Below are 22,966 nucleotides of genomic sequence, written 5' to 3' on the forward strand. Positions count from 1 at the left end.
CCATGGGACTGCGCCGCGACAATACAAATGCGCATGGACTATGCAAGCGGCGTCAGGCCGCATGCAGCGATTCATCGCTCGGTGTCGATATCGGACCCCGATGCGGCGGCTTGTGCGGGCGCCTTCGTGCGCAAACGGGTAAGCAGCGCCTTGAGCCGGTCCCATATTTCGCCGGCTGAGAGAAAGACGGGAATGCTCGGCGCTGCCACCGCCATTGGCTCCAGCGAAATACCGATCGCAGCGATCTTTCCGTTTTCATCTACGTCACGGACAATCAGCTCTATCGGATCGAGCAGCACCCGGTCGGCATATTCGGCGTGACCGCCGAGCCGCGCGGCGACCAGTGCGCCGATGGTCAGCTTTCGCTCCGCCTCCGAAAGCGTCGGGCCATAGGTCGCCTCGAGATCGGTCGCGTGGCGCATGGGATCGATGGCAAACGCGCCGAAGAAGTCGGCATCTTCGGGATCGACTTCCGCACGCCCGGCAAAGAGCCTGTCGAGCAGGCGCGGATAGCGGTCGGGGACGAAAATGTAGACATTGTCTCCGGCGACGAGGCGGCCCGCATCCTGATATTTCATCGAGCGTCCCGCGCGCACGACCAGCGAAGGCCGCGCCCAGCGAGGGATACGCTGCCCGCGCTCGACCGGGCTGCCGGCGACGACGCGATAGGCCAGCAATTCGTGGTGTGCGGAGCCGGGCAGTTCAAGCTCGACCTTGTCGACCAACCCGCCGCGCTGCGGCACGATCAGTCCGAGCCGTCGCGCAAGCGGGCCGATGGTCCAGCCCTGCACGACAAGGGAAACGAGCACGATGATGAAGGCGAGATTGAAGATCAGCCGGCCATGTTCCAGCCCTCCCGTGATGGGTGTTATCGCCAGCAGGATGGAAACCGATCCGCGCAGGCCGACCCAGGAGATGAAGGCCGTTTCGGGCCGCGAGAAGCCGAAAGGAAGAAGGCAGAGCCAAACGGCGATTGGCCGGGCGACGAAGATGAGCAGCAGGCCGAGCGCCAGCCCGACGCCGAGCAGGGGCAAGAACTGCGACGGAGTGGCATAGAGGCCGAGCACAAGGAACATGATGATCTGCGCCAGCCATGAGAGGCCATGCTGGAATCGTCCGATGGCCGACGCGCTGCGCATGCCGGCATTGCCCACGATCAGGCCGGCCACATAGACCGCCAGAAAGCCCGAGCCGCCTACCGAGCCCGCGGCGGCAAAGATGAGCAGGGCCAGCGTCAGCACGAAAATCGGCAACAGACCACGGTCGAGATCCAGCCTTTCGATCAGCTTCACGACCCCGTAGCCACCCAGCACGCCCACGAGCGCGCCGATGCCCATATGTTCGATGAAGCCCAGAGCCAGTTCGAGTGAAAGTTCGCCGGCTTCCGGCATTTCCCCGATGGCCAGGATCGAGACCAGCGTTATGGTCAGGAAGATGGCGATCGGGTCGTTAGTGCCGGATTCGACTTCGAGCGTGGAGCGCAGCCGGTCACGCAGGTTGATATTGCCAGCCCTGAGCAGGAAGAACACGGCGGCGGCGTCCGTCGACGAGACGGCTGCACCGAGCAGCAGGGATTCCAGAAGATTGAGATGCACCAGGTAGTAAGCTGCAACGCCGAAGATCGCGGTGGTCATGAGCACGCCCACCGTGGCCAGCATCAATGCCGGGGCAGCCGCTTGCTTGAAGATGGCGATCGGCGTTCCGAAGCCGGACTCGAACAGGATGACCGCAAGCGCCAGCGCGCCGATGAAATAGGCGACCCTCGCATTGTCGAACTCTATGCCCAGCCCGTCCGTGCCGCTGGCAAGACCGACGCCGAGGAAAAGCAGAAGCAGCGGAGCGCCGAAGCGGAAGGCGATCAGGCTCGAAAACGCCGCCGCCACCACAAGCGCGGTGCCGACAAGCGTTACGAGATAGATCGTCTGATCCATTTAGCCCCCTCAGCATATATCAACGTTTACTCACGCAAGAGTGAGGCGAAGAAAAGACTCATGCAAGGCAACACCGTGTCTTTTGCCCGCTCATCTCCGTGAATGAAAAAAGCGAGAGGCGCTGCGCCTCTCGCTTTCATTTTCATTCGGTGCGCGGAAGGCTTCCGCGACAGGTCCGTCAGATCGTTTTCGCGAGGGCAACCGCCGTGTCGGCCATGCGGTTCGAGAAACCCCATTCATTATCGTACCATGACAGCGCGGAAACGAAGTTGCCACCCATGACCTTCGTCTGGTCCAGCGCTGCGGTCGAGGAATGCGGATCGTGGTTGAAGTCGATGGATACGTTCGGGTGATGCGTGACGTTGAAGATGCCTTTCAGCGGTCCCTTCGCAGCGGCGATCATCGCTTCGTTCAACTCCTCGGCGGTGGTGTCCCGCTTCGCGATGAACTTGAGGTCGACGACCGACACATTCGGGGTCGGCACGCGGATCGAGATGCCGTCAAGCTTGCCTTTGAGGTCGGGCAGCACGAGGCCGATGGCCTTCGCCGCGCCGGTCGAGGTCGGGATTTGCGACAGCGCGGCTGCGCGGGCGCGGTAGAGGTCCTTGTGCATCGTGTCCAGCGTCGGCTGGTCGCCGGTGTAGGAGTGGATGGTGGTCATCATGCCTTTTTCGATGCCGACCGTCTCGTGCAGGATCTTGGCCAGCGGTGCGAGGCAGTTGGTCGTGCAGGACGCGTTCGAAATGACGATATGGTCCTTCGACAGCTGGTCATGGTTGACGCCATAGACAACGGTAAAATCCGCACCGTCCGAAGGCGCGGAAACGATGACGCGCTTCGCGCCGGCGTCGAGATGGGCCGCAGCCTTTGCGCGCGCGGTGAAGATGCCGGTGCATTCCAATGCGATGTCGACGCCCAGCTCCTTCCACGGAAGCTGCGCCGGGTCCTTGATCGCGGTCACCTTGAACTTGTCGGTGCCGATGTTGATGGTATCGCCCTGCACGGTCACTTCGTGCGGGAAACGACCATGCACGCTGTCATAGCGCATCAGATGAGCATTCGTCTCGACAGGTCCGAGATCGTTGACGGCGACGACATCGACGTCCTTGCGTCCCGACTCATAGATGGCGCGGACGATGTTGCGTCCGATGCGCCCGAACCCGTTGATTGCAACCCTTACAGCCATGAAATTCCTCCTTGGGAGTTCCGCCCTGCCGTCAGATACGGGCAGGGCCCTATGGTCATCAATGCGGCTTTTTGTGCAGCACCTTTTCCGCGGCTGCGGCGGCTGCTTCGGCGGTGATGCCGAAATGCTTGTAGAGATCCGAAATCTCGCCGCTCGCGCCGAAACCGTGCATGCCGATGAAGATACCGTCGGTTCCGATGAAGCGGTCCCATCCCTGGCGGATGCCCGCCTCGATCGCCATCCTGATCGGTGCGGAACCGAGCATGTCCTCTTTGTAGCCGTCGCTTTGTTGCTCGAACAGTTCGAAGCAGGGAACCGAGACCACGCGCGTCGGGTGGCCATGCGCCTGAAGCAATGCGCGTGCGCCAAGGGCGATCTCGACCTCCGAGCCGGTGGCGAAGATCGTCACGGCAGCCTCGCCGTCGGCGGGCGCAAGCTCATACGCGCCGCGACGGCACAGGTTCTCGTCGGTGTGTTCCGTGCGAACCGTGGGCAGGTTCTGCCGCGTCAGGGCCAGCGTCGAAGGCGCCTTTCGGGATTCGAGCGCGATCTGCCAGCATTCCGCTGTCTCGACCGCATCGGCCGGGCGGAACACAAGATGGTTCGGGATGGCGCGGAGCGCGGCCAGATGTTCGACTGGCTGGTGGGTCGGGCCATCCTCGCCGAGGCCGATAGAATCGTGCGTCATGACAAATATGGAGCGAATGCCCATCAGCGAGGCGAGCCGCATGGAGGGACGCGCATAGTCGGAGAAGCAGAGGAACGTGCCGCCATAGGGGATGAGCCCGCCATGCAGGGTCAGGCCGTTCATGGCCGCGGCCATGCCGTGCTCGCGAATGCCGTAATGGACGTAGCGGTTGCCGTAATTGCCCGCCGAGATTTCCTGCGTCTGGCTGGTCTTGGTGTTGTTCGACCCGGTCAGGTCGGCGGAACCGCCAATGGTTTCGGGCACCACGCCGTTGATGACCTCGAGCGCCATTTCCGACGATTTGCGGGTCGCCACCTTCGGCTTGTCGGCGGCGAGCTTCTGCTTGTAGGCGTTGATCACTTCATCGAAGCCGCCCGGCAGGTCGCCGCGCGTACGCCGTTCGAACTCCGCCCGCTGGTCGGCAGGCGCAGCGGCGAAGCGCTTTTCCCACTCCGCGCGCGCCTTGGCGGCGTTAAGGCCGGCCAGCCGCCATGCGTCCAGAACGTCGGAAGGAATTTCGAATGCAGGATATTCCCAGCCAAGCGCCTTGCGCGTTGCGGCAATCTCGTCCTTGCCGAGCGGTGAGCCGTGTACCTTGTTGGTGCCTGCCTTGTTGGGCGCGCCGAAGCCGATGGTGGTTTTGGCCGCGATCAGCGTCGGGCGGTCGGACTTCCGCGCCGCCTCAAGCGCCTGCGCGATGGCTTCCGGGTCGTGCCCGTCGCATGCGAGCGTGTTCCAGCCGGAGGCCGCGAAACGCTCAAGCTGATTGGTGGAATCGGCGAGCGACACGTTGCCGTCGATGGAGATGTGGTTGTTGTCCCAGATGACGATCAGCTTGTTGAGCTTGAGATGTCCGGCCAGCGACAGCGCCTCCTGGCTGATGCCTTCCATCAGGCAGCCGTCACCGGCCAGCACATAAGTGTAGTGATTGACGAGATCGTCGCCATAGGCCGCGTTCATGATCCGCTCGCCGAGCGCGAAGCCAACGGAGTTTCCGATGCCCTGTCCAAGCGGGCCGGTGGTGGTCTCGATGCCCGTGGCGTGGCCATATTCCGGGTGCCCGGCGGTTCTCGAACCTAGTTGCCGGAAGCTCTTTATATCCTCGATGGTCATGTCCTCGTAGCCGGTCAGGTACAGCACCGAATAGAGGAGCATGGAGCCATGGCCCGCCGACAGGATGAAGCGGTCGCGGTCCGGCCAGTGGGGGGCCTTGGGGTCGAATTTCAGGAAGCGCGTGAACAGGACCGTTGCAATATCCGCGCAACCCATCGGCAGGCCCGGATGGCCGGAATTGGCCTTCTCGACGGCGTCCATTGCAAGGAATCGAATGGCGTTCGCCATACGGTCGTGTTTTTCGCGGTTGCTCATGTTCTCACGCCGGGTTCGAAATGGCTGGGAAGGCTGGGGGTTCATAGCAGTTGCGGGGTTGCTGTCAATAAAACCCGCCCGTTCGCTGCCATGAATTTCCGGGCCGCTCCGAATAGCGGGGGAAAGAAATACCCGCTTTGTTGACGCGCGCTTCATCTGCTGCCTAATCTTTCCCCTGCAACGCATTATGATCGCGTTTCGATTCGGTAATGGGTGGAGAACCATGACCGGGGAGTCCACACTCAAGGAAGTGATTGCCCGCCTCGGCAAGGCAATCGAGGCGTTGGAGCATGCAGCCAACGCCCGGTTGGAGCACGAGCAAGACTATTCGGACGCGGACGCCGAAGTGCAGCGTATGAACGCTGATCGGGCAAGGCTTGCCCAGGAACTGGACAGTTCCGAAGCGCGCGCGGAGCGTCTGGAAGAGACGAACAAGGAGGTTTCCCGCCGGTTGGTGACCGCGATGGAGACGATCCGCGCCGTGCTGGACCGCTAGCGCGGCATGATGGCGGGGGCGTTCACCAGGACGGACCGATTCAATCCTGAAACGCTCTGAGAAACCCGGGAGAGCATATGGCGCAAGTCACGGTTACAATCGACGGCAAGGCCTATCGGATGGCCTGCGACGAGGGACAGGAAGAGCACCTGATCGATCTCGCGCAGCGCTTCGACCGCTATGTGTCGCATCTGAAGGAGTCGTTCGGCGAAATCGGCGACCAGCGCCTCACCGTGATGGCCGGCATCATGGTCATGGACGAACTGACCGAATTGCAGAAGCGCGTCAAAGGTCTGGAAAGCGAAATCAGCACCCTGCGCAAGACACGCGACGAAGCGCTGACGAAGGCTGACAAGAACGACGCGGCATTGACCGGCGCGCTGGCCGGGCTTGCGGCGCGCATGGAAGCGCTGTCGGAAAAGCTGGTCGTTCGCAGCAACTGATTACTGGGACAGCTCTTTCAGCCGCGCCTCGGCTGTTGGCGGCATGGGTGGCGCCACCTTATCGCGCGAGGTTTCGAGCAGGATGCGGTCTGCGGCGGCCTCCGTTGCCGAAACGAGCCGCTGCATGAATTCCTCCTTGCCGAGACCGGGCGGAATGGGCGGCAGGAAGCTCGCGCGGATCGTCCCCGGATAGCGCAGGAACTTGCGGCGCGGCCAGAACAGACCAGCCTGATGCGCGACCGGCACGACCGGCAGGTTGAGTTGATTGTATAGCTCGACGATACCCCATTTGTATTGCGGCTCGGCGCCGGGCGGGCGGCGGGTTCCCTCGGGATAGATGATGAGCTGGCGCGGGTTCCGGGCGAGTTCGTCCTTGGTCGCCTGAACCACCTGCCGCAGCGCTTTCGACCGGCTTCCGCGATCGACCGGGATCAGGCGCATCTTCATGATGTACCAGCCGAACATGGGTATCCAGCGCAATTCGCGCTTCAATATGTAGAGCGGGTCGTCGAGATAGGGGAAGAACGCCAGCACATCCCAGAACGACTGGTGCTTCGGGGCGAGGATGAAGGAACCTTCCGGGATGTTCTCGACGCCGTCGATCCGGCGGCGCGTCCCAGTGATCCTGTCGTGCAGCCAGAGACTTGAATTGGCCCAGAATTTCGGCACCACCCAGGCCATCTTGCGCGGCGCGAGGAAATAGAAAGGCGCCCACAGGAACATCTGCACGATCAGGCTCAGATAGAACAGGACGTTGAAAAGGACGGATCGCAGTTGAAGCATGCTGTTCAGTTCGTATCCGCAGGAAGCGCACCGCGCGCAATCGCGGCGAGATATTTGAAATATTCCGTAACCAGCACACGCAGCGCGGCGGGTTCGCCGATCCAGCGGCCATGGTCGAGGCGCGTGTTCACGACAGGGTAGGGGACGAACTGGACCGGCCCGGCAAGGCGGCGCATCTCGAGAAGGCTGCGCGGCATATGGTAGTTGTTGGTGACGAGGATGACGCTGCCGAAGCCATGTTCGCGCAGCCATTTGACGCTCTCCTGCGCATTGCCCACCGTGTCCAGCGCTTCGCGGTCGATATCGACACAGCAGGAAAACAGGCCGCTGTCGCTGCCGGTGGCGGCGCGAATGGCGTTGCGCCCGGTTGCCGGATGCACGCCGCTGATCAATAGCCGCTTTGCTTTGCCCTTGTTCAGAAGATCCAGCGCCGCTTCCAGGCGCGACTGTCCGCCGGTCAGGACGATGATGGCATCGGCCTGCGCGGTCTCGACCGGCGTCGTCAATCCGCTCACATATTGCGCGAACACGGCGAACCCGCCCGCCAGCACGCCGGCCAGAAGGAGCAGCGACAGCATGACGAGTCTTGGGCCGCGATAACGGGATCGGCGTTCGTCCACTGAAGGCATTGCGCGCCGATCCGTCCCGTCGCCGGGGGGCGAAAAGCGCATATGATCCATCTCTATGCTAGAGCGGTTCATGGTTAGGTTGAATCATTCTGTTTGTCGTTTGGCGCGGCGATCCACAAGGAAGGTCGCGAAGAACGGGCTGGTTGCCCGGTCGAGCGGCGTGACGAAGTGGGTGCCTGCCAAACGCAAACCCGAAGGGCCGGGCCGGTTTGCACCAAATCCTTCGGTCATTGTCTTGTCCGGGCCACCAGCCCGACCTGCGACAACGACCTTGGCCCTGTCGCAAACCATCGCCGGCAGAATGCTTCAACCTAACCATGAACTGCTCTTGCCACGTGAATCGCTCATTCGTGTCTTGGAGCTTGTCATTTTACCTTCGACCGTGCAACCAAGCCCGGCTCATGTCTCGGAACTGCTCCTGCTGTCGAGATGTGAAAGATAGGCCAGCACGGTGAAGTGAGACGTCGCGGCAGTCAGGAACGAAACCACGAGCACGATCAGCAACACGCCGAGATAGCCGTTGACGCCGATCGAGAAGGTGCCGAACAGGGCGCTCGCCTGATCGGCCTCCGGCGTCGCCAGGTTGCGGGCCGACCAGAAGGAAAAGCCGGCAAAGGCGAGCGCCGCCGCCAGTCCTCCGACGGCTGCGCCACGAAAGCCGTTGACGAGAAAATGCTGCCGGAACTGCCGGGCGATATACCGGCCCTCCGCGCCGACGAAATGGAGCACCTCGATGATGCCGTTGTTGCCCGACATCGCGCCGCGCGTTGCGAAAATGACCGAAAGCACGGTCGCGGCCAGCATCAGCACCAGAACGGCCACGCCGATTGCCACCGTCGTGTGCGCCATCGCCACCAGCCGGTCCACCCAGGTGCGGTGATCGTCCAGCGATGCGGATGGAATGGCGTCGCTGAGCGCGATGCGTAGGCCCGTGAAGTCCGGCGGCGATTGCTTGTCGATCTTGACGACGACGAGACGCGGCACCGGCAGCTGGTCGAGGTCCAGCCCGTCGCCAAGCCAGGGTTCCAGAAGGCGCGCCGTCGCGGCGCGGTCGATGATACGCGTCTCCATCACGCCTGCATAACTCGCGGCAATCGTCGCCACCTTTTCGAGCGCGGCTTCCATGTCGAGGTCGTCGACCGGCTTGATCTGGATGGTGGCCTCGCTGGCAATCTGCACTTCCCATTGCGAGGCCGAGTCGCGCACGAGGCTGACCGCGCCAAGCGTCAGGCAGGACAGGAAGGTCATGATCGCGATGACGATGGCAAGCGCCGTGCCCGCGACATTGCGCTGCGGCACGATGGGCGTCGGCCTGCGCCGCATCGACGTCCTGCCGCGCACGGGCTGCGCTTCAGCCTCGATTTCGTCCATGTCGTGGGCGGCGAAGTCAGTCATGGATTTCCAGCCGCCCGTCGGAAAGAATCATGCGCCGCGCATCGACCTGCTCCATCAGGGCGAGGTCGTGCGTTGCGATCACGACGGCTGTGCCAAGCCGGTTCAACTCGATGAACAGGCGCAGCAGACGGCGGGCGAGCGGCGGGTCCACATTGCCTGTCGGCTCGTCGGCGAGCAGGATTTCCGGCTGTTCGATAAGCGCGCGCGCAATGGCCACGCGCTGCTTTTCGCCGCCGGACAGGACGGCGGGCATGGCATGCATGCGGTCGCCGAGCCCCACCCATTTGAGCAGCTCGATCACATCGCCGCGATAGCTGGCTTCCGAACGCCCCCGCACCCTCAGCGGCAGGCCGACATTCTCATAGGTCGTCATGTGGTCGAGCAGGCGGAAATCCTGAAACACGATGCCGATGCGCCTGCGGAACATCGGCAGGTCGGAGCGCGTGATGGTCGTCCGGTCGCGCCCGAAAATATTGATGAGGCCGCGCGTCGGCTTGAGCGACAGAAACAGAAGCCGCAGCAGCGAGGTCTTGCCCGCGCCCGATGGGCCGCTGAGGAACTGGAACGAGCGCTGCGGAATCGAAAAGGAAACATCGCGCAGGATTTCGGGCCCCACCCCGTATCTCAACCCGACATTTTCGAAGCGGATCACCTTGGGGTACCTGCAACGTTCGATGAATCATGAAGTGCGTTGCCGCCCGGCATTGCACCCGGCCCGACCATCGCCCCTTACGGTTAACCGCTGGTTAAAATCGGGCATTTTACCAACTGGCTTGAGGAAAGATTAACCATTCCCGTTTACCTTTGCCTAACCATATGCCCCAACCATGAGCAAGGAGCGGCTGGCGTGGCGAACGGGATTGTCTTCGGCAAGGCGCGCGATTTCATCGACGCAGACTATGTGGTGGTTTCGCCGGATGGCCGTGAGGCGCCGGTCCATTCCAACGCCTATGAGCCATTCGCCGCGCGAAGCGGCATGGACATGCTGCGGGAGCGCACCTTTGTGGAAGCGCGAGATCCCGCGCGCGGCGGCCCGCTGTTCTGGGCGGGCGGGATTGCGCTCGCGGCGCTGGCCTTCTGGATATCGGGAGGACATGTGCTGCTGGGCGAGATCGACAACGTGCTGCCTGCCAAGCCCTCGACGCATATGCGGATCGCGGGCTGGAATTCGCAGATCAGCGACACGGGCGCGAATCCCACGCTGATGATCGATGGCGAGGTCGTCAACGAAGGAACGCGCGCGGAGCCGATGCCGTCGCTCGAAATCGAGGTGGCGTCCGCGAACGGCACCCGGACGCGCTACAAGCTGGGGACAGGCGACGCGTCGGTCGACGCCCGGGGAACTTTTCCCTTTTCGGGACGGCTGCATCTGCCTAAGGACGGAGTGCAGACGGTTTCAGTCAGCTTCGTTCAATAGGGACCATTCAATGCCGGTCGTCCGGGGAAGAGATATCGAAGTCCTCTACAGCGCTTCGGCAATTGCCCGACGCAATCTCGAACTGGCCAAGGAAATCGCCGGGCGCGAATATGAGGACCTGCTGGTCATTTCGGTCCTGAAAGGATCGTTCATCTTCGCCGGCGACCTGATCCGGGCCATGCACGACGCCGGGCTTTCGCCCGAAGTCGAGTTCATCTTCATTTCCAGCTATGGCGCCGGCACGACCAGTGGCGAGGTTCGCGTGCTGCGCGACATTGACAATGACGTGAAGGGCCGCGACGTGCTGCTCATCGACGACATTCTCGAATCGGGCAAGACGCTCAAATACACCCGCGAACTGATGCTTTCGCGCGGTGCGAAGAGCTGTTCCATCGCCGTGCTGCTCGACAAGCGCATGCGCCGCCAGACCGACCTCGAAGCGGATTATGTCGGCTTCGAGTGCCCGGACTATTTCGTCGTGGGCTATGGCATGGATGTCGCCCACGCCTTTCGCGAACTGCCCTTTGTGGGCGTCGTCAAAGGCGACGCCTGAGAACTACCACCGCACAGCCTCGCCCGGCGCGCTCGGTTCGATGGCAAGCGCGTGGACGCCGCGCTTCAATTCCTCTGCCAGCAGGGCGTTGACGGCACGGTGCCGCTCGATGCGACTCATGCCGGAAAAGCGGGCTGCGACAATTCGTACCCGGAAATGGGTTTCGCCGGTGCCGTCGAATTCCGCGTGATGGCCGGACTCGACATGGTGATGGCCGGCATGCAGGTGGCTTTCGTTGATAACCGACAGCCGCTCCGGCGAAAATGCCTCCTCAAGCTTCGTTTCCATACGCTGTTGAATGGACATCACCACCTCCTTGCACCATATAGGCGGCACGGACGATTTGCCTGAACGCCGCCGCAAATCGCCGCTATGCGCTGCAATCCGCAAATGTCAATTCTTGTTTCGCATCGCGAAGCACTCCAAACTTCGAGTCGATGACCGCTTATTCGAAATATTTCGAACGTATTCGCGTTCGCCCGGACCGCAAGGCCGAGGCGCGCGCCGACGCGCCCGTCTGCCAGTGGGACGGTTGCAACGAGCCGGCGACGCACCGCGCGCCGGTCGGGCGCATGCGCGAAGGCGAGTATTTCCGGTTCTGCTTCGACCATGTTCGGGAATATAATCGAGGCTTCAACTATTTCTCCGGCCTGGCCGACAGTGAGATCGCCCGTTTCCAGAAGGAAGCGCTGACCGGCCACCGCCCCACCTGGAAGATGGGAACAAGTTCGGGCACCAAGTCGTCGCCGGATTTCGCCCAGCAGCGCTCCGGCAGGGCGGGCTACTACAACCGCATGCGCGATCCGTTCAATCTGTTCGGAACGGCGCAGGAGCAGCGCGCCACCCGTCCACGCCGCGCCAGGCCGCTTGAGGCCAAGGCGCTGGAAACGCTTGGCCTTGACGCAAATGCAACTGGCGAGGCCATCAAGGCGCGCTATAAGGAACTGGTGAAGCGCCACCACCCGGACGCCAATGGCGGCGACCGTGGCTCGGAGGAACGCTTCCGCGAGGTTCTTCAGGCCTATCGGATGTTGAAGCAGGCGGGCCTCTGCTAGGTCGCGTGCTGATCGGCAGGCCGTTTTTCCGGCTGTTCTCGCCGTGGAAAAGGCTTTAAAGAACCGCGCAACTTGAGATTTTAGGACTGTCCGCAATACGCGGAAACAGAGGATGCCATGAACAAGGTCGACCGCGACATCGCCAATCTGCCCGATACGACGGTGTCGGTGAAGGAAAAGTTCGGGTTCGATTCGGGCATGGTCGTGCCTGCTTACTCGAAGCCGACGGAGCATGTACCGGACATCGACCCCGACTATCTCTTCGACCGCCAGACGACGCTCGCGATCCTTTCCGGCTTTGCGTTCAACCGCCGCGTCATGGTGTCCGGCTATCACGGCACCGGCAAGTCGACCCATATCGAGCAGGTCGCCGCGCGGCTCAACTGGCCGTGCGTGCGCGTCAATCTGGACAGCCATGTCAGCCGTATCGATCTCGTCGGCAAAGATGCGATCGTGCTCAAGGACGGCAAGCAGGTCACCGAGTTCCGCGACGGCATCCTGCCATGGGCATACCAGCACAATATCGCGCTGTGCTTCGACGAATATGATGCGGGTCGCCCGGACGTGATGTTTGTTATCCAGCGCGTTCTGGAATCGTCCGGCCGCCTGACATTGCTGGACCAGAGCCGCGTCATTCGCCCGCATCCGGCCTTCCGCCTGTTCGCGACGGCCAACACGGTCGGCCTCGGCGACACGACCGGCCTCTACCATGGCACGCAGCAGATCAACCAGGCGCAGATGGACCGCTGGTCCATCGTCACCACGCTGAACTACCTGCCGCACGACAATGAAGTGAACATCGTGCTTTCCAAGGCGAAGCACTATCGCAACGAGCAGGGCAAGCAGATCGTCAACAAGATGGTCCGCGTCGCCGACATGACGCGCTCGGCCTTCATGAACGGCGATCTTTCCACCGTCATGAGCCCGCGCACCGTCATCACCTGGGCAGAAAACGCTGAAATTTTCGGCGATGTCGGCCTCGCCTTCCGGCTGACCTTCCTGAACAAGTGCGACGAGCTTGAGCGCTCGGTGGTGGCCGAGTTCTACCAGCGCGCTTTCGGCGAGGAATTGCCGGAGAGCGCTGCCAATGTGGTGCTGGGCTGAACGGGACGCATGCTGATTGACCGGCGAATGCTGCTGACGAGCCTGCCGCTTGCGGCAGCGCTTTCGGTCGCGCTTGCACCCGGTGGCGCTGAAGCCGGGGCGGCGTTCATTTCACGTGTCGGTGGGGAAGTCACGGCTGCGAATTTCGACGGCCTTGTCCGCGTGGCCATGGAATCGGTGAACGGGTTTCTGGGCCTCAAGATTTCGGTTGCCGAGGGCGAGCATGGCGGCCTCGTAGCGGAAGAGGCGGGTGGCTTGCTCATCCTCTACATGCGCAACGGCGATATGGAATTGTCATTTCCCTCCGGCTATCGGAAGGATGGTGGGCGCTACTTTTTCGACGGTTTCTACAACGTGATCTATGTCGGGAAGAACCAGGGCATCAGCGGCGTGCATCTGCAACCGGCGCGAACGATGGACGTGGACGCGACCGGCAAGCCGGTGAAGGAATTTGCCGTCGACGATCTTTCCGCGGCGAAGGGCGGCTGACACATGGCGGGGCCGGGCGACAACACACGGGCTAAGCCTAAAACGGGCGGCGATCTCGATGCGCTGAAGCGCTCGATCGGCATTTGCGTGCGTGCCATCGCCGGCGACAATGAGCTGGAGGTTTCGTTCGCCAAGGACCGGCCCGCGCTTGCCGGCAATCTTGCTCGTCTGCCCGAACTGCCGAAGAAGCCGACCGCGGCGGACATCGGCGTGACGCGCGGCATAGGCGATTCGATGGCGCTCAAGCGCGCGCGCCATGACTTCCGCCTGCACGCGCGCCTGGCGCCCGAAGGCAAGCAGGCACGCGCGATTTTCGATGCCGTTGAGCAGGCGCGCGTCGAATCCATCGGCTCGCGTGCCATGCTCGGCGTCGCCGACAACATCTCCTACATGCTGGAGGACCGCTATTCCAAGGCGCAGCTTGCCGACGTGCGCGATCGCGCGGATGCGCCGCTGGAAGACGCGCTGGCGATGATCGTGCGCGAAAAGCTGACCGGCCGCGCGATACCGAAAAGCGGCGAGCAGGTCGTCAATCTCTGGCGCGACTGGATCGAGGAGAAGGCGGGTTCGAACCTTGGCGGTCTTGAAGGAAAGCTGGACGATCAGCAGGCGTTCGCCCGGGTAATCCGCGACATGCTCGTGTCGATGGAAATGGCGGACGAGCTTGGCGACGACGAAGAGACCGACGACTCCGAGGATCAGGACGACAACCAGCCGCAGGGCGAGGAGGAATCCGAGGAGGGCGGCGAGGACGATTCCGGAGCGCAGGACACCGAGGCCGAGCAATCCGAATCGTCCGACGATAATGAGGCAGCCGGAGAAACCGAGGCGGCTGAGGCCGACGCCGACGACGTTTCCAACGATGACGACACCGAGGCAGAGACGCCGGGTGAGGCCAAGCGCCCCGACAATCCGTTTGCGAACCTGAACAAGGAGGTGGACTACAAGGTCTACACAACCATGTTCGACGAAACGGTCGGCGCTGAGGAATTGTGCGACGAGGACGAACTGGACCGGCTGCGCGCTTTTCTCGACAAGCAGCTCGCCAATCTTTCCGGCGTGGTGGGCCGCCTTGCCAACCGGCTGCAACGTCGCCTCATGGCGCAGCAGAACCGGTCCTGGGACTTCGATCTCGAGGAGGGTTACCTCGATCCCGCGCGGCTGTCCCGCGTCATTCTCGATCCGATGCAGCCGCTTTCCTTCAAGCAGGAGCGGGACACGAAATTCCGCGACACGGTCGTGTCGCTGGTCCTCGACAATTCCGGGTCGATGCGCGGACGCCCGATCACGGTTGCAGCGACCTGCGCCGACATTCTGGCGCGCACGCTTGAGCGCTGCGGCGTTTCGGTCGAAATTCTCGGCTTTACGACACGCGCGTGGAAGGGCGGCCAGTCTCGCGAGAAATGGCTGAAGGAAGGCAAGGCCTCCAATCCGGGCCGGCTCAACGACCTGCGCCACATCATTTACAAGAGCGCGGACGCACCCTATCGCCGCGCGCGGCGCAATCTCGGCCTGATGATGCGCGAGGGACTCCTGAAGGAGAACATCGACGGCGAGGCGTTGCTTTGGGCGCACAGCAGGCTGATCGGGCGACCCGAGCAGCGAAAGATTCTGATGATGATTTCGGATGGCGCCCCGGTTGACGATTCGACCCTGTCGGTGAATCCCGGCAATTATCTCGAACGTCATTTGCGCGCGGTGATCGAATTGATCGAAAATCGTTCGCCTGTCGAATTGCTCGCCATCGGCATCGGCCATGACGTGACGCGCTATTACCGGCGCGCGGTCACGATCGTCGATGCCGAGGAACTGGCGGGCGCGATGACAGAGCAGCTTGCCGCGCTCTTTGCCGAGGAAACGCCGCGCGACCGCAATCGCTCCGGATTGCGGCGGGCCGGATGAGGGTTCTGGCGGGCCGCTTGCCGCCCCTGCGCCGACTGGGTATTCTGCTTGCGATTTCGCTTGCCTGCGCGCTTGCCTTTCCTTCCTTCGGGCGTGACATGCTCCAGCATGCCGAAGTGCGGGCGCGCGTCATCCGAAACTTCGAGATCGGCAGCGAGGCGACGCGTTTCGGCCCGCTGGAATTTGTCGGCGGCCTCGAACTCACATCCGATGTCCCGGATTTTGGCGCAATCTCCGCATTCCGCTTCCTGAAACCGGGGTCGGATTTCATGGCGGTGGCCGACACTGGTTTCTGGGTGTTCGGCGCGGTCACACGCGACGCCGAAATGCGTCCCACCGGATTCGAGAACTTCACGATCCAGCAGTTTTCGGACGCAGACGGCAATCCTATCAACAAGAAGTGGCTTGTGGACGCCGAAGGTCTTGCGGTGCGTGACGGCGTGGCGACGGTCGGGCTGGAGCGGGATCATCGCATCGTGCAATTCAAGATTGCGCCCGGGCGGATGCGGGACGCGTTCGCCAATCTGGATTTTCTTATCCCGCGCCGCGAATTGCGCATGAACCGGGGCTTCGAAGCGGTTACCTATGCGCCGAAGGACGGGCCGCTCGAAGGCGCGCTGGTGATCGTCACCGAAAGAAGTATCGACAAGAACGGCGATGTTTTCGGCGCGGTGCTCGGCGGTCCGCGCAAAGGCATCTTCACCGTCAAGCGTCACGATCCGTTCGACATCACGGATGGCGCATTTCTTCCCAATGGCGACCTGCTGCTGCTGGAGCGCTCCTTTTCCATGGCGCGGGGTGTCGGCATGCGGCTACGCCGGATACCCGGCGACCTTATCGCGGGAGGCGCCAAGGCGGCGGACGGCCCGATCCTGCTTGAGGCCAATATGGGCTACCAGATCGACAATATGGAGGCGATGGACGTCTGGCAGCGCTCCGACGGTGCGACCATGGTTTCGCTCATGTCGGACGACAACCAGTCCATGCTGCAACGAAATCTCTATCTTGAGTTCCGTCTGGTAGATTAGAGCGTTTCGCAGTTGGTTTGAAGCATTCTGCCGGCGACGGTTTGCGACAAGGCCAAGGGGTTTGTCGAAGGTCGGGCTGGTGGCCCGGACAAGACAAAGACCGAAGGATTTGGTGCAAACCGGCCCGGCCCTTCGGGTTTGCGTTTGGCGGGCGCCCACGTCGTCATGCCGCTCGACCGGGCAAACAGCCCGTCCTTCGCGACCTTCCTTGTGGCCCGCCGCGCCAAACGACAAACAGAATGATTCAAACGAACTGTGAACCGCTCTAGGCGGCGACCGGCTGGCTCCAGCGCGCCACGATCAGCCGGTAGGGGATCAGGGCGAATACCGCGATCAGCAGCTTGACGGTGAAATCGCCGATTGCCCACGAAATCCAGCGCGCGGCCTCCATGCCGAACAGTCCGAGCAATGGTGCAGGCTCAAGCGCGAACGCGTCGTTCGGACCGATGAACGCGAAGCTTGCGGCAAATGCGACGGAAAAGAATATCGCCGTGTCGAACACCGAACCCGCCAGCGTTCCGAAAATCGGCGCGCGCCACCAGCTTTGGCGCCGCAACCAGTTGAACACCGTCACGTCAAGCAATTGCGCCGTCAGGAAGGCGGCGCCCGATGCGGCAGCGACGCGGACCAGGCGGCCGGCCGCGGTCCCGAATTCGATCAGGCCGAGCTTGAAGAAGAGTGGCGGCACGACGATCGAGCAGACGACCGCCAGCATGAAGCCGATGAACACGATGCGCCGCGCGACGGACGGACCGTAGCGCCGATTGGCAAGGTCGGTGACGAGGAACGCGAACGGATAGGTAAACGCGCCCCAGGTCAGGATGTCGGCAAGTTGCAGTGTGCCGAGTTGTCCCTGCACGGGAAACTGAACAAGGATGTTCGACGCCACGACGACTACCGCCATAGCGAGCACGAAGGGAAGATAGAGTGAAGCGCTCTTCATTTTTTTATCCTGGGTGATGGAACCAGTCGGAGTACGAAAGCGAAGGCTCGCGCCTTCAAAGAAAAGAGCCTCGACCGCGAACGGTCAAGGCTCGAAGGCGGTTGTCCCCCGCCTGAAAGCTTAAGCGGTCTGCTCGGCCTGCTTCTTGGCGATCTGCTTCTTCAGCAGGCGCGCCTTCTGCGAAAGCTCGGCGGCATCCGCCTTGGCGAGGAACGCATCGAGCCCGCCGCGATGTTCGACCGAACGCAGGGCGTTGGCCGACACGCGCAGGCGCACGTTCTGGTTCAGGGTTTCGGAAATCAGCGTCACATTGACGAGATTCGGCAGGAAGCGGCGACGCGTCTTGTTGTTCGCGTGGCTGACATTGTTGCCGGTCTGGACGCCTTTGCCGGTCAGTTCGCAAGCGCGGGACATTTCGTGTACCTTCAGTTTTTCGTCTCGGGCCAAAGGGCTTCGCCGCGCGGCCAGGCGCGGATCATGCAATCGGCCTCATGGAAAGTTGGCGCTCCCTTAGTTGCATTTTCGCAGGGCGTCAAGCTTTGCGGGCGGCGCGGAACCTTATTCTGGCCGGAATTATCCCCTCTGGACTGTGCCTGTGCACAATCTTACCTTGTGTGAAAAGGCGCCGGACCGAAGCACTATGATCGTGAACCTGGGCAAAATCGGATTGGCTCTTGCGACCGCGCTCGCCGTTGCCGGCGAAACGGGCGCGGGCGAAACCTATTCCGGCGAATATACGGTGAGCTATCTCGGCCTGCCGATCGCGCGCTCGAATTTCACCAGCACGTTCGAGGGCGATCAGGTCCGCATCAGCGGCTCGGTCAGCAGCGCGGGCATTGCGAGGATATTCGACAGCACCACCGGGTCCAGCTCCTTTACGGGCCGCCTTGGGCCTCAGGGCGTCATTCCCGCCGCCTTTACCACCAACTACAAGTCGGGCAAGAAATCGCAGCGCACGAGCATCACCTTCGCCGACGGCAATGTGGCCAAGACGGTCAATGTTCCGCCGACCAAGAAGCGGCGGCGCTGGGTTCCGCTTCGCGCGAGCGACTTGCGCGCTGTTTCCGACCCCATCTCGGCCACGCTGATCCGGGCGAAATCGCCCGACGATGTGTGCGATCGCACGATCAAGGTCTATGACGGTGAAATGCGCGCCAACATCCAGCTTGGCCATGTTTCGACCGGCGATGTGCCGGGATTTGGCGGCGAGGCCGTCACCTGCTCGGCGAAGTTCATTCCGGTTTCCGGCTACCGGCCCGATTCCAGTTCACTGGCCTACCTGAAAAACCGCTCGAAAATAACCATTGCATTTGCGCCGCTCGGCACGACCGGCATATACGCCCCCGTATATGCAACCGTGGGAACCAAGATCGGCACGGTAACGGTAACGGCGCGCCGCTCGAAGGGCTGATCGCGCCCGCGAGGGGACGCAAATGCAAAAGGCCACGTTGATCGGCTTCACGGCGGTTGCGATGTGGGCGCTTTTGGCGCTGCTGACCGATGCATCCGGCGCGGTGCCGCCTTTCCAGCTTTCGGCGATGACGTTCGCCATCGGCACGCTGGTCGGGGTCGCGGTGCGGATGTGGTCGCCGCCCGTTGAAAACACCCCGGTCCCGCCTGTGGTGTGGCTGATCGGGATCGGCGGATTGTTCGGCTACCACTTCTTCTATTTTACGGCGCTGCGCAACGCGCCTGCCGTCGAGGCGAGCCTCATTGCCTATCTGTGGCCGCTGTTCATCGTCGTGGGTTCGGCCCTGATGCCGGGCGAGCGGCTGCGCTGGTATCATGTGGCGGGCGCGCTGCTCGGCCTGTTCGGCACCGCGCTGATCGTGACCCGGGGCGGCGGCATTTCGTTCGATCCGCAATATGCGTTCGGCTATGCCATGGCCTTCGTCTGCGCATTCCTGTGGTCGGGCTATTCGCTGCTGTCGCGGCGCTTTCCGGGCGTGCCGACGAGCATCGTCACATGGTTCTGCGCGGCAACGGCGGTGCTTTCGCTCGCCTGCCATTTTGCGCTGGAAGAAACGGTCCTGCCTGAAACGCCCGCCCAATGGTTTGCCGTGCTCGGGCTTGGACTGATGCCGGTTGGCGCTGCGTTCTATGCCTGGGATCACGGTGTGAAGCGGGGCAATATCCAGGTGCTGGGTGCGGCCAGCTACGCCTCTCCGCTTTTGTCCACGTTGGTGCTGATCGCCGCCGGCTTCGCGGAACCCTCGATGCGCATCCTTGCCGCCTGCCTGCTCATCACTGGCGGGGCTGTGCTCGCCGCGAAGTCTTTGCTGTTTGGAGACGAGAAGGTCGCCGCGCCGGAACCACAGCCATGATGCCATTTCCCGGCGGTATCGAAAGCACGGAAAACGGCACGCTGCTGCTTTCGGTCGCCTCGGCGGTCCTCTACCTCTTTGCTGTCGACGGCGCGGCCTCCTGGCGGCGCACCCTCGTCAAGGCTCTGCCGGTCGCATTGCTCGCCGTGCTTGCCTTCTCAACTGGAGCGCCCCTCCTGCTGGTGCTGGCGCTGCTCTTGAGCGCGGCGGGCGATGCCAGCCTTTCGCGTGAAGGCGACAGGGCATTCCTTGCCGGTCTGTCGAGCTTCCTCGCCGCCCATATCGCCTATATTGCGCTGTTCCTCAGCCATGATCGGGGCTGGATCGCCCCGCTCGTATCGGGCGCGTTGCTGCTGACGGTGGCCTTTTTCATGACCGTCACCACGGTTGCCACGCTGAACATCCTGTTGCGCAAGGTGCCTGCAGGGCTGCGATTTCCCATCCTCGCCTATGGCGCCGCCATATTGCTGATGGGCCTTGCTTCGCTGACGACCGGCCTTGTGTGGATCGTGACGGGTGCGATCCTGTTCATGGCGTCGGATACGGTTCTGGCCCTCGAGCGCTTTGTCATGAGCAGCCTCGGCCGGGGGCGATGGGCAGCGCGCCATGCGGTATGGGTGCTCTACTACGCCGCCCAGCTCTTGCTCACATTGAGCGTGATCTTCGCTGGTTAGGTCGCGCTATTTCGCGGCAGCCCGCCCGTATCGATGCCTGAGGTGGTCGATGAAATAGCGCGCGTCGAGCTTCTCGCCGGTTGCGCGCTCGATCAGCTCCGGTGTCGAATAGCGCGATCCTTGCGACCAGATGTGTTTGCGCCGCCATTCGTTGACTGCGTCGAAACGGCCTTCTGCAAGGTCGGCATCCGCCTGCGGATGTTCTTTTTCGAAGGCCGCCCATTGCTGCGCGGCCATCAGCGCGCCGAGTGTGTAGGAAGGGAAATAGCCGAAAGCCCCGCCCGGCCAATGCACATCCTGCATCGGGCCGTCGGCGGGATTGTCGAACGTTGAAAGTCCGAGATAGTCGCGCATCTTGGCATCCCACGCTTCCGGCAGGTCGGCCACTTCCAGACGGCCCGCGATCAGCTCCTGTTCCAGCTCGAAGCGCAGGATGACGTGCAGCGGATAGGTGACTTCGTCAGCGTCGACGCGGATCAGGCCGCGTTCGACATGATGGACCCATGGCAGCATGTCGTCGATGGTCCATGCCTCGCCCAGTTCGCGCTCGACTACCGGCAGCGCCCAGCGCCAGAAGGCCGGATTGCGGCCAAGCTGCTTTTCGACGAACAGGCTCTGGCTTTCATGCACGGCCATGCCGCGCGCGCGACCGAGCGGCCAGTGAGCCCATTCGCGGGGCAGGTTCTGCTCATAGAGCGCGTGGCCGGTTTCATGGAGCACGCCCATCAGCGCCGAGAGAAAATCGTCGGCCTTGTAGCGGGTGGTGATGCGCACGTCGCTCGGCACGCCCCCGCAGAACGGATGGTGCGACACCGACAGGCTTCCATGCGTGAAGTCGAAGCCGACAGCGCCCATCATCGCAAGGCCAAGCGCCCGCTGGCGGTCGACGGCATAGGCGCCCGACATCGGTCTGCGCGGACGCGCCGCGTCGCGCCCGGCCTGCACGTCCAGCGCTTCCGGCACGAAGCCCTTCAGGAAATCCTTCAGTTCGGCGAATACCGGCGCGATGTCGGCGGCGCGGTTGCCGGGATCATATTGCTCCATAAGAGCGTCATACGGGTCGAGCCCGAGCGCATCGGCGCGCATCGCAGCTTCCTCGCGCACCATGGCGACCACGCCTTCCAGCGCCGGGCGGAACCCGTCCCAATCGTTCTTGGCGCGCAGGTCGCGCCAAAGCTGCTCGCAGCGCATGCGCAGGTTCGTCTGGCGCTCGACAAATTCGGAGGGAAGGCATATGAGGTTGGTATAGTGCCGCCGGAATTCGGAGACCGCCACGCGCTGGTCGTCGTTCAGGTCCTCCCGCTCGGCGTCGTCGATCCAGTCCGCGATTTCGGCGGCGCTGGCCTGGCGATGGAGCATGCCCGCCAGCGCGCCCATCGCTTCCGCGCGTTTCTCGCCGCCGCCGACTGCCATATGCGTGGCCTCGTCCGCGCCGAGGATCGCAAGGGCGTGCTCCAGCGCTTCCAGCCTGCGGCCAAGTTCATCGAGTTTCTGAAAAGACATGATTGCTCCGGCAGTCCTGGGTTGCTCAGCGCTCGGTGAGCTTCAACTCGATCCGTCGGTTGCGCCCGCGGGCCTCGTCAGTATCGGCCGGATCTAGCGGCTGAAATTCGCCGAAGCCCGCCGCGACGAGGCGATTGGCGGGCACGCCGTTCGCGATCAGGAACTTGACGACGGATGTCGCGCGAGCGGAGGAAAGCTCCCAATTGTCCTTGAAGCGCCCGGTGCCCGACAGCGGCACATTGTCCGTGTGGCCGTCGACACGAAGCACCCAGTTTATCTCCGGCGGGATTTCCTTTTGCAGCTCGATGATGGCGGCGGCGAGCTTTTTCATCTCGACCTGACCGGCGTCGTTGATCGTTTCCGACCCGACCGGAAACAGCACTTCCGACTGGAACACGAAGCGGTCTCCCACGATGCGGATGTTGTCGCGGTCGGAGAGGATTTCGCGCAGCCGACCGAAGAAGTCCGACCGATAGCGGTTCAGCTCCTGCACGCGCTGCGCCAACGCAACGTTGAGGCGCTTGCCGAGGTCTGCGATCTTGGCGTTGGAATCGCGGTCGCGCTTTTCGGATGCATCGAGCGCGTCTTCCAGCGCGCCGATCTGCTTGCGCAAGGCGGCGATCTGCTGGTTCAGCAATTCGACCTGCGACATGGCGCGCTGGCTCAGTTGCTTTTCATTTTCCAGTTCGCCGCTGAGCGCGCCGATGCGCGACTGCGCCTGCTGGTCGTTGCCCGCGCCCTGCGCCAGTAATTGCTCAAGCCGCGTCCGTTCGCTTTCGGCGGCCGACAGCGAGGCTTGCAGGTCGGCAAGCTGGTCCTGCGCGTCCTGTGAATTGGAGCGCTCCAGCGCCAGCAATTGCGTCAGTTCGTTGATCTGCGAATTGAGGCGGTTCAGCACCTCGTCCTTGCCGCTGATTTCCCGCGACAGGAGGAATTGGGCCAGCACGAAGACCGACAGCAGGAACATGATCGACAGAAGCAGCGTCGAAAGCGCATCGACGAAGCCCGGCCAGTAGTCGACGCGGCGTTCGGAGCGTCCACGCGCCAGCGCCATG

Annotated in this window: 25 protein-coding genes; 12 read left to right on the forward strand and 13 right to left on the reverse strand. The window is 62.7% G+C overall.

The genetic code is table 11. From position 1 onward, the window contains the following. Window positions 1–71: 71 nt before the first annotated feature. The 3 genes from M9924_09700 to tkt form a co-directional block, all read right to left on the reverse strand. Window positions 72–1,931 (reverse strand): potassium/proton antiporter, encoded by a 1,860-nt coding sequence (locus M9924_09700; GenBank protein MCO5064680.1) that lies wholly within the window; start codon window positions 1,929–1,931, stop codon window positions 72–74. Window positions 1,932–2,109: 178 nt separating this feature from the next. Further along, on the reverse strand, window positions 2,110–3,117 hold the full coding sequence (gap, locus tag M9924_09705) for a type I glyceraldehyde-3-phosphate dehydrogenase (GenBank protein MCO5064681.1): 1,008 nt from the start codon (window positions 3,115–3,117) through the stop codon (window positions 2,110–2,112). 58 nt (window positions 3,118–3,175) lie between these two features. Continuing rightward, a complete protein-coding gene (gene tkt, locus M9924_09710; protein MCO5064682.1) occupies window positions 3,176–5,173 on the reverse strand; it encodes a transketolase in 1,998 nt (665 codons plus the stop codon). A gap of 223 nt (window positions 5,174–5,396) precedes the next feature. Between tkt and M9924_09715 the strand changes: the two genes are divergently transcribed. Beyond that, a complete protein-coding gene (locus tag M9924_09715) occupies window positions 5,397–5,669 on the forward strand; it encodes a DUF4164 domain-containing protein (protein ID MCO5064683.1) in 273 nt (90 codons plus the stop codon). Window positions 5,670–5,746: 77 nt separating this feature from the next. Further along, window positions 5,747–6,112 (forward strand): cell division protein ZapA, encoded by a 366-nt coding sequence (locus M9924_09720; GenBank protein MCO5064684.1) that lies wholly within the window; start codon window positions 5,747–5,749, stop codon window positions 6,110–6,112. Here the strand turns inward: M9924_09720 and M9924_09725 are convergent, their stop codons facing one another. The 5 genes from M9924_09725 to ftsE all read right to left on the reverse strand — a co-directional run bounded on the left by M9924_09725 (window position 6,113) and on the right by ftsE (window position 9,571). Beyond that, window positions 6,113–6,895, reverse strand: coding sequence for a 1-acyl-sn-glycerol-3-phosphate acyltransferase (locus M9924_09725; protein ID MCO5064685.1), 783 nt, complete (start codon window positions 6,893–6,895; stop codon window positions 6,113–6,115). It lies immediately after the preceding gene. A 5-nt stretch (window positions 6,896–6,900) separates the two neighbouring features. Then, window positions 6,901–7,473, reverse strand: coding sequence for a YdcF family protein (locus M9924_09730; GenBank protein MCO5064686.1), 573 nt, complete (start codon window positions 7,471–7,473; stop codon window positions 6,901–6,903). 135 nt (window positions 7,474–7,608) lie between these two features. Next, window positions 7,609–7,755 carry a hypothetical protein gene (locus tag M9924_09735; GenBank protein MCO5064687.1) on the reverse strand — a complete coding sequence of 49 codons (147 nt, stop codon included), beginning with the start codon at window positions 7,753–7,755 and terminating at the stop codon, window positions 7,609–7,611. 168 nt (window positions 7,756–7,923) lie between these two features. After that, window positions 7,924–8,919 (reverse strand): ABC transporter permease, encoded by a 996-nt coding sequence (locus M9924_09740; GenBank protein MCO5064688.1) that lies wholly within the window; start codon window positions 8,917–8,919, stop codon window positions 7,924–7,926. Then, window positions 8,912–9,571 (reverse strand): cell division ATP-binding protein FtsE, encoded by a 660-nt coding sequence (gene ftsE / locus M9924_09745; GenBank protein ID MCO5064689.1) that lies wholly within the window; start codon window positions 9,569–9,571, stop codon window positions 8,912–8,914. Before ftsE ends, M9924_09740 begins: the two co-directional genes overlap by 8 nt. Window positions 9,572–9,766: 195 nt before the next feature. On the opposite strand from ftsE, the gene M9924_09750 reads away from it, so the two are divergent. Further along, on the forward strand, window positions 9,767–10,336 hold the full coding sequence (locus tag M9924_09750; GenBank protein MCO5064690.1) for a hypothetical protein: 570 nt from the start codon (window positions 9,767–9,769) through the stop codon (window positions 10,334–10,336). Window positions 10,337–10,346: 10 nt separating this feature from the next. Continuing rightward, window positions 10,347–10,889: a hypoxanthine phosphoribosyltransferase gene (hpt, locus tag M9924_09755; protein ID MCO5064691.1), complete on the forward strand. Its 543-nt coding sequence runs from the start codon at window positions 10,347–10,349 to the stop codon at window positions 10,887–10,889. A gap of 3 nt (window positions 10,890–10,892) precedes the next feature. Here hpt and M9924_09760 read toward each other — a convergent pair whose 3' ends face one another. Continuing rightward, entirely contained in the window at window positions 10,893–11,195 is a 303-nt protein-coding gene (locus M9924_09760) for a BolA family transcriptional regulator (protein MCO5064692.1), read from the reverse strand. Between the two features lie 131 nt (window positions 11,196–11,326). On the opposite strand from M9924_09760, the gene M9924_09765 reads away from it, so the two are divergent. The 5 genes from M9924_09765 (at window position 11,327) to M9924_09785 (ending at window position 16,467) form a co-directional block, all read left to right on the forward strand. Next, entirely contained in the window at window positions 11,327–11,944 is a 618-nt protein-coding gene (locus tag M9924_09765) for a J domain-containing protein (protein MCO5064693.1), read from the forward strand. A 117-nt stretch (window positions 11,945–12,061) separates the two neighbouring features. Then, complete coding sequence (gene cobS / locus M9924_09770; protein ID MCO5064694.1) at window positions 12,062–13,048, forward strand: cobaltochelatase subunit CobS; 987 nt, start codon at window positions 12,062–12,064, stop codon at window positions 13,046–13,048. Between the two features lie 9 nt (window positions 13,049–13,057). Further along, window positions 13,058–13,537: a hypothetical protein gene (locus tag M9924_09775; protein MCO5064695.1), complete on the forward strand. Its 480-nt coding sequence runs from the start codon at window positions 13,058–13,060 to the stop codon at window positions 13,535–13,537. A gap of 3 nt (window positions 13,538–13,540) precedes the next feature. Further along, entirely contained in the window at window positions 13,541–15,439 is a 1,899-nt protein-coding gene (cobT, locus tag M9924_09780; protein ID MCO5064696.1) for a cobaltochelatase subunit CobT, read from the forward strand. 98 nt (window positions 15,440–15,537) lie between these two features. Continuing rightward, window positions 15,538–16,467: an esterase-like activity of phytase family protein gene (locus M9924_09785; protein ID MCO5064697.1), complete on the forward strand. Its 930-nt coding sequence runs from the start codon at window positions 15,538–15,540 to the stop codon at window positions 16,465–16,467. 265 nt (window positions 16,468–16,732) lie between these two features. Here M9924_09785 and M9924_09790 read toward each other — a convergent pair whose 3' ends face one another. After that, window positions 16,733–17,410 carry a queuosine precursor transporter gene (locus M9924_09790; protein ID MCO5064698.1) on the reverse strand — a complete coding sequence of 226 codons (678 nt, stop codon included), beginning with the start codon at window positions 17,408–17,410 and terminating at the stop codon, window positions 16,733–16,735. 120 nt (window positions 17,411–17,530) lie between these two features. Further along, the gene (rpmB, locus tag M9924_09795; GenBank protein MCO5064699.1) at window positions 17,531–17,824 is read right to left on the reverse strand and encodes a 50S ribosomal protein L28; all 294 of its coding nucleotides are present in this window, start codon (window positions 17,822–17,824) and stop codon (window positions 17,531–17,533) included. 232 nt (window positions 17,825–18,056) lie between these two features. On the opposite strand from rpmB, the gene M9924_09800 reads away from it, so the two are divergent. Genes M9924_09800 through M9924_09810 form a run of 3 tightly spaced genes read left to right on the forward strand, consistent with a single transcriptional unit; the run spans window position 18,057 to window position 20,408 of the window. Continuing rightward, window positions 18,057–18,821, forward strand: coding sequence for a DUF3108 domain-containing protein (locus M9924_09800; GenBank protein ID MCO5064700.1), 765 nt, complete (start codon window positions 18,057–18,059; stop codon window positions 18,819–18,821). Between the two features lie 22 nt (window positions 18,822–18,843). Further along, window positions 18,844–19,734: an EamA family transporter gene (locus M9924_09805; protein MCO5064701.1), complete on the forward strand. Its 891-nt coding sequence runs from the start codon at window positions 18,844–18,846 to the stop codon at window positions 19,732–19,734. Next, window positions 19,731–20,408, forward strand: a complete 678-nt coding sequence (locus M9924_09810) for a lysoplasmalogenase (protein ID MCO5064702.1) — start codon at window positions 19,731–19,733, stop codon at window positions 20,406–20,408. Before M9924_09805 ends, M9924_09810 begins: the two co-directional genes overlap by 4 nt. 6 nt (window positions 20,409–20,414) lie before the next feature. On the opposite strand, the gene M9924_09815 is transcribed toward M9924_09810, so the two are convergent. Both M9924_09815 and M9924_09820 read right to left on the reverse strand, forming a co-directional pair. Further along, window positions 20,415–21,911: a carboxypeptidase M32 gene (locus tag M9924_09815; protein MCO5064703.1), complete on the reverse strand. Its 1,497-nt coding sequence runs from the start codon at window positions 21,909–21,911 to the stop codon at window positions 20,415–20,417. A gap of 25 nt (window positions 21,912–21,936) precedes the next feature. Further along, window positions 21,937–22,965, reverse strand: coding sequence for a peptidoglycan -binding protein (locus tag M9924_09820; GenBank protein ID MCO5064704.1), 1,029 nt, complete (start codon window positions 22,963–22,965; stop codon window positions 21,937–21,939). Window position 22,966 lies beyond the last annotated feature (1 nt).

Source organism: Rhizobiaceae bacterium (assembly GCA_023953835.1).
GTDB lineage: Bacteria > Pseudomonadota > Alphaproteobacteria > Rhizobiales > Rhizobiaceae > Mesorhizobium_G.